This is a genomic window from Zavarzinia sp. (genome assembly GCF_049306435.1).
Classification (GTDB): Bacteria; Pseudomonadota; Alphaproteobacteria; order Zavarziniales; family Zavarziniaceae; genus Zavarzinia.
The window spans coordinates 1-5,743 of sequence record NZ_JBAQRT010000257.1; the positions used below are offsets into that span (position 1 = coordinate 1).

The window sequence follows — 5,743 nt, forward strand, 5'->3', positions numbered from 1 at the left end:
CCCCCCGGCGCTTCCCGCACGCCTCCCCTCCTCGGTCGGGCCAGGATCAGTTTCGACCGTTTCGGCGAAGCCTTCCGCATGGCGCTCCGCGCCATGGCCTCGCACAAGCTGCGCACCTTCCTGACCATGCTCGGCATCATCATCGGCATCGCCTCGGTCGTGTCGGTGGTGGCGCTGGGCGAGGGCTCGAAGCAGCGCATCCTCGAGGATATTTCCTCGATCGGCACCAACACGGTCGAGGTCTTTCCCGGCAAGGGCTTCGGCGACCGCGACAGCGCCAAGATCGAAACCCTGGTCGCCTCCGACGCCGAGGTTCTCGGGCTGCAGTCCTTCGTCGACAGCGCGACACCCTCGGTCGCGGCCAGCAAGGTCCTGCTCTGGCGCGATCAGGCGCTGACCGCCTCGATCAACGGGGTGGGCGAGCAATTCTTCCGGGTGAAGGGCTATACGCTCGCTGTCGGTCGCGGCTTCGACGCGGGCGAGGTCAAGGCCATGGCCCAGCTCGCCGTCATTGACAGCAACACGGCCGACAAGCTGTTTCCCGACCGGACCAGCGCCCTCGGCCAGGTGATCATCCTCGGCAATGTGCCGTGCCGGATCATCGGCGTGCTCGACCCGGTCACCAGCGGCTTCGGCGCGTCCGACACGCTGAAGATCTATATCCCCTATACCTCGGCGCTGCACCGGATGCTCGGCCAGTCTTTCCTGCAGAGCATCACTGTCCGGGTCGACGACGCGGTGTCGAGCGATGCCGCCGAACAGGGCATCATCCGTCTGCTGACCCGCCGCCATGGCGCCCTGGATTTCTTCATCGTCAATACCGACACGATCCGCGAGACGATCCAGAAGACGACCGAGACCATGACCGTGCTGATCGCCATGATCGCGGTCATCGCCCTTGTCGTCGGCGGTATCGGCGTCATGAACATCATGCTGGTCTCGGTGACCGAGCGGACCAAGGAAATCGGTGTCCGCATGGCGGTGGGCGCGCGCCAGGGCGACATCATGCGCCAGTTCATGATCGAGGCGGTGATGGTCTGCCTCGTCGGCGGCATTCTCGGCATCCTGCTCGCCCTGTCCTTCGGCGTGGTGTTTTCCAGCCTGTCGTCCTCGTTCCGCCTGTCCTTCTCGGTGCCGTCGATCGTGCTCGCCTTCTTCTGCGCCTCGCTCATCGGCATCGTCTTCGGCTTCCTGCCGGCCCGGAACGCGGCCCGTCTCGACCCGGTCGACGCCTTGTCGCGCGAGTAACGTCATGAAATACAGTCCCCTCGTCCTCGCCCTGTTCCTCGCCGGTTGCGGCGCGCTCGACACGCCCTATCAGGTGCCGAAGACCGTGACCGCCGCACAATGGACCGAAGCCGCCACCGGCGGCCAGGCCCTTGGCGCCGACTGGTGGAAAGCGTTCCGCGATCCCGCGCTCGACGCGCTGATCGCCGAGGCCTTGAGCCGCAACAATGACCTCGCCATCGCCGCGATAAGGGTCAGCAAGGCGCGGGCGACCGCCGGCATCGCCGACGATCAGCGCCTGCCCCAGTTCTCGGCCAGCGCCAGCGCGGAGGGTAGCCGGACTCTGTCCGATCCCCGGGTGACCGCGCGCCAGTCCGGCACCTCGGCCTCCGCGGCCTGGGAAATCGATCTCTGGAACAAGCTGGGCCGCGAGGCCGACGCCGCCCATTTCGAGGCGGCGGCGACGGAGGAGGACCTGAACGCCTCCGCCCTCAGCCTCGTCGGCACGGTGGCCGATCTCTACTGGACCATCGCCTATCTGAACGAGCGGATCGATCTCGCCCGGCAAAGCATCGCCTATGCCGAAAAGACCCTGGCCCTGGTCGAGAATATGGTCGCGGCCGGCGGCGCCTCGGATCTGGAGCTGGCGGAGGCGCAATATAATCTCGAGAACCAGCGGGCCAGTCTGCACACGCTGCTTCAGCAGCGCACCGAACAGCGCAATGCCCTCGCCATTCTGTTCGATGGCCCGCCGGAATCGGTGAAGCCCGAGTCCCTGCGTCTGCCCCGGGAAGCCCTGCCCGCGATCGACGCCGGCCTGCCCGCCAGCCTGCTCGGCCGGCGGCCGGACCTGCGCGCGGCGGAATTGCGCCTGCGCTCCACCCTCGCCAGCGCCGACGCGACCCGCCTGTCCTATTACCCCGGCTTCAGCCTGACCGGTAGCCTCGGCACCAGTAGCACCAGCCTGATCGACGTTCTCGAAAATCCGGTGGCCAGTCTCGGCCTCGGTCTCGTGCTGCCGTTCCTGAACTGGGACCAGACGCAGTTGAACATCGAGGTGTCCAAACTCGATTACGAGGAAGCGGTGGTGAGCTTCCGCCAGAGCCTGTATCAGGCCCTCGGCGATGTCGAAAACGCCCTCGCCTCCCGCCGCCACTATGCTAATGAAGTCGCCGATCGGGAAAAGGCCCTGGCCGCCGCCCGGATGGCGGAAGGCCTGTATGAGAGCCGGTTCCGCGCCGGCGCGGTCAGCCTGCAATCCTGGCTCGATTCGCAGGAATCCCGGCGCAGCGCCGAAAGCTCCCTGGCCCAGAGCCGGCTGAACGCGCTTTCCGCCTATATCACCCTGTGCCAGGCCCTGGGCGGCAGTCCGGGCTGATCTCGGGGGGCCGTATCCCCTCAGGCCGCGCAGCGAAAGCCGACGTTGGACGAAGTCGCGTCGCGCGCGATGCCGATGCGGGCCGCCGGGCGGTAGCGCGCGCAATAGTCACCGGCGCAGAGGAACGAGCCGCCCTTGGCCGCGACCGGGCCGCCGCCACGGCCGCAGCCGCAGTGCCCCTCGCCCGTGAAGGCGCTGGCGGTCATTTCCCAGACATTGCCGATCATGTCGATCAGGCCATAACCATTGGCGGGATAGCGGCCGACGGCGCAGGGACCCGGCACCCCACGCGCGAAATACCATGGGAAGCCGCCAGTCCAGACATGGGCCATCAACTGCCCATCGGGGCGGAACTCCCGGCCCCAGGCATAAGGCGCGTCTTCGAGGCCGCCGCGCGCCGCCGCCTCCCATTCCGCTTCGGTCGGCAGGCGCTTGCCATGATGGCGGGCGAAGGCCTCGGCATCCTCGGGCGCGACATGGGTGACGGGGGCGTCCTCGATTCCCTCGATCGTGCTGCCCGGGCCTTGGGGGCGGTGCCAGCAGGCGCCGTCGACGAAGGACCACCATTGGGCGGGATCGCGCAGGTCGACCGGTCCCGCCGTCATGCGAAAGACGGCGGAGCCCGGCCGCGCGCAACGCTCCGCATATGTGACATAGCCGGTCTCGGCGATGAAACGGGCGAAGGCGCGGTTGGTGACCGGGGTCCGGTCGATGCGGAAGGCCTCGATACGGGCGCGGCGGGCCGGCCGCTCCTCCGGATAATGGTCGTCGGATCCCAGCGGGTAGAGGCCCGCCGGGATCGCCACCATGTCGCCGCCATCGCTCACACGCGGATGCCGATGCGGTCGATGAAGCGCTTCACCTCGAGCGGGCCGAAGGGCTCGTTGTCGACCCTGATTTCCACCTTCGCGATCTCGCCCTGGAACGGATTGTGTCCCTCGTAGAGCGTGGACACCCGGTTGCCGAGATCGGCGCCCAGCGAGAAGCCGTCATAGGACGTCGACAGGATGATCTTGCCGTAAGTCTTTTCCGCCAGCTTGCGATCGCCGAGAAACAGGGCGCCGCCGCCCTCGAACGGACGCGAGGTCATGGTCTGGACATAGCGGACGGTGATCGGTCCTTCCGGCAGGATCTCGCTCGCTTCCACCCGCTCGGACCAGGGCACCATGCTTTGCTCGTAGATCAGGCGGCCGTCCTTGATGAAGAGGACATAGCCCGCGTGGCGCGAACCATGGGCCAGCAGCACGCCATCGCCGGCGCCGGGCTTTCGCACCAGGTCGACGATGATCTCGTGGCCGAAGCCGCCGACCTGCGGCGAGATATGGGCCGACAGGCGATCCATCGGTGGCCGGAACAGATAATGGGGCTTGATGCCCCGGCGGTCCCGGTCCTGGGTCATCTTGATCACCAGATTGCGGTCGTCCATGGGGAAGACGCCGTAACGCTCGGCGGCGGCGTTCCATTTGGCGACCAGTTCGGCGACCTTCTCGGGCTTTTCCTTCGCGAGGTCGGTCAGCTCGTTCACCTCGCGGGTGAGATCATAGAGTTCCCAACGGTCGTCGGCGTAATCGCCGCCGCGCTCGTGGCGGGTCACCAGGCGCCAGTTGCCGTCCTGATAGCCGCGCTGGCCGCCCAGCTCGAAATATTGCTCGGTCCTTGTCGGGGCCTTGGGATCGGCGAAGGTGCCGATGACGCTGGCGCCTTCGAGCGGTTTCAGCTTCACGCCCCGGTAATGTTCCGGCCGCTTGAGCCCGACGGCGTCGAGAATGGTCGGATAGAGATCGATGACATGGACGAAGCGGTCGCGCACCGCGCCCTTGTCGGTGATCCGGGCCGGCCAGGATACGATCAGCGGATCGGCGATGCCGCCCAGATGGGCATATTGCTTGTAGAGCCGGAACGGCGTGTTCGAGGTGCAGGCCCAGCCGATCGGGTAATGCGGGAAGGTCGCATCCTCGCCCATCACGTCGTAGAGCTTCGCCGCTTCCTCGACCGGCACCGGATTGCCCAGCGCCGCGGCGAAGACATTGGGCGTCCCGGTCTGCGTGCCCTCGGCCGAGCCGCCATTGTCGGACATGAGGACGACGAGCGTGTTCTCCCGCACCCCCAGCGTGTCGAGCGCGGCGAGGACGCGGCCGATGTTGCGGTCCAGCCGGGTGATCAGCCCGGCATAGACTTCCATGTAACGGGCGAAGAGCTTCTTCTCGGTCTCGCCCAGCTGGTCCCAGGCCGAGACCCCGGGGGCGAGCGGCGGCAGTTCGGTCGTCTCGGGGACGAGGCCCAGCTTGCGCTGGCGCTCCAGCCGCGCGGCGCGGATCACGTCCCAGCCGGCGTCATATTTGCCCTTGTAGGCATCGCGGTCGGTGCCCGGCACCTGCAGCGGCGAATGGGCCGCCGGATAGCAGAGCTGGAGATAGAACGGCCGCCCGGGCTCGATCCCCTGCTGGGTGTTCAGATAGGCGATGGCCCGGTCGGTCAGGTCGTCGAGGGCGTAGTAATCACCACTCTTCGCCGGCTCCACGGGGGCGGTGCCCTCCAGCATCTCGCCCGGGTGGAAGTAATCGGTGGAATGGCCCTGAAACCAATAGGCGCGGTCGAAGCCGCGATGGGTCGGCCAGTTGTGATAGGGCCCGGTGGCGCCGTTGGAATGCGCCAGGTTCACGTGCCATTTGCCGACATGCAGCGTCGACCAGCCCTGGTCCCGCAGGACCTCGCTCAGGGTCGCGGCCTCGAGGGTGAGATCGCCGCGATAGCCGGGATAGCCGCTGTCGATATCGGCCAGCCAGCCCATGCCGGCGGAATGGTGATTGAGCCCGGTCATCAGCGCCGCCCGCGTCGGCGAGCACATGGCGCAGGTGCGGAAATTGGCGTAGCGCAGCCCCTCGGCGGCGAGGCTGTCCAGCGCCGGGGTCGCGATTTCGCTGCCATAGCAGCCGAGATCGGCGAAGCCGACATCGTCGAGCACGATGACGACGACATTGGGCGCGCCCTTCTCGGGCCGCACCTCGGCGCCATAGGACGGACGGGAATCCTGGAAGGATTCGCCGACCATCGCCGGCCCGCCGCCTTCCACCGGCTTCGGCGTGCGCAGGCCCCGCGCCTGCCGGTCGAGGGTGACGAAACCGGCCGCGCCGGCCC

General features: G+C 67.5%; 4 protein-coding genes. 2 read left to right on the forward strand and 2 right to left on the reverse strand.

Annotation, left to right across the window (positions count from 1 at the left end):
• Both WAZ62_RS14815 and WAZ62_RS14820 read left to right on the forward strand, forming a co-directional pair.
• On the forward strand, window positions 1–1,248 hold a 1,248-nt coding region (locus tag WAZ62_RS14815; protein ID WP_422644308.1), incomplete at its 5' end, for an ABC transporter permease.
• 4 nt (window positions 1,249–1,252) lie between these two features.
• Window positions 1,253–2,605 (forward strand): efflux transporter outer membrane subunit, encoded by a 1,353-nt coding sequence (locus tag WAZ62_RS14820; protein WP_422644309.1) that lies wholly within the window; start codon window positions 1,253–1,255, stop codon window positions 2,603–2,605.
• Between the two features lie 20 nt (window positions 2,606–2,625).
• Here WAZ62_RS14820 and WAZ62_RS14825 read toward each other — a convergent pair whose 3' ends face one another.
• Window positions 2,626–3,432: a formylglycine-generating enzyme family protein gene (locus WAZ62_RS14825; RefSeq protein WP_422644310.1), complete on the reverse strand. Its 807-nt coding sequence runs from the start codon at window positions 3,430–3,432 to the stop codon at window positions 2,626–2,628.
• Window positions 3,429–5,743, reverse strand: a 2,315-nt coding sequence (locus tag WAZ62_RS14830) for an arylsulfatase (protein ID WP_422644311.1), incomplete at its 5' end; no start/stop codon positions are given. The genes WAZ62_RS14825 and WAZ62_RS14830, both read right to left, overlap by 4 nt.

Excerpts from the sequence above, each read along its gene's own strand:
- WAZ62_RS14820 (WP_422644309.1), top strand. The coding sequence starts at position 1,253 with ATGAAATACAGTCCCCTCGTCCTCGCCCTGTTCCTCGCCGGTTGCGGC.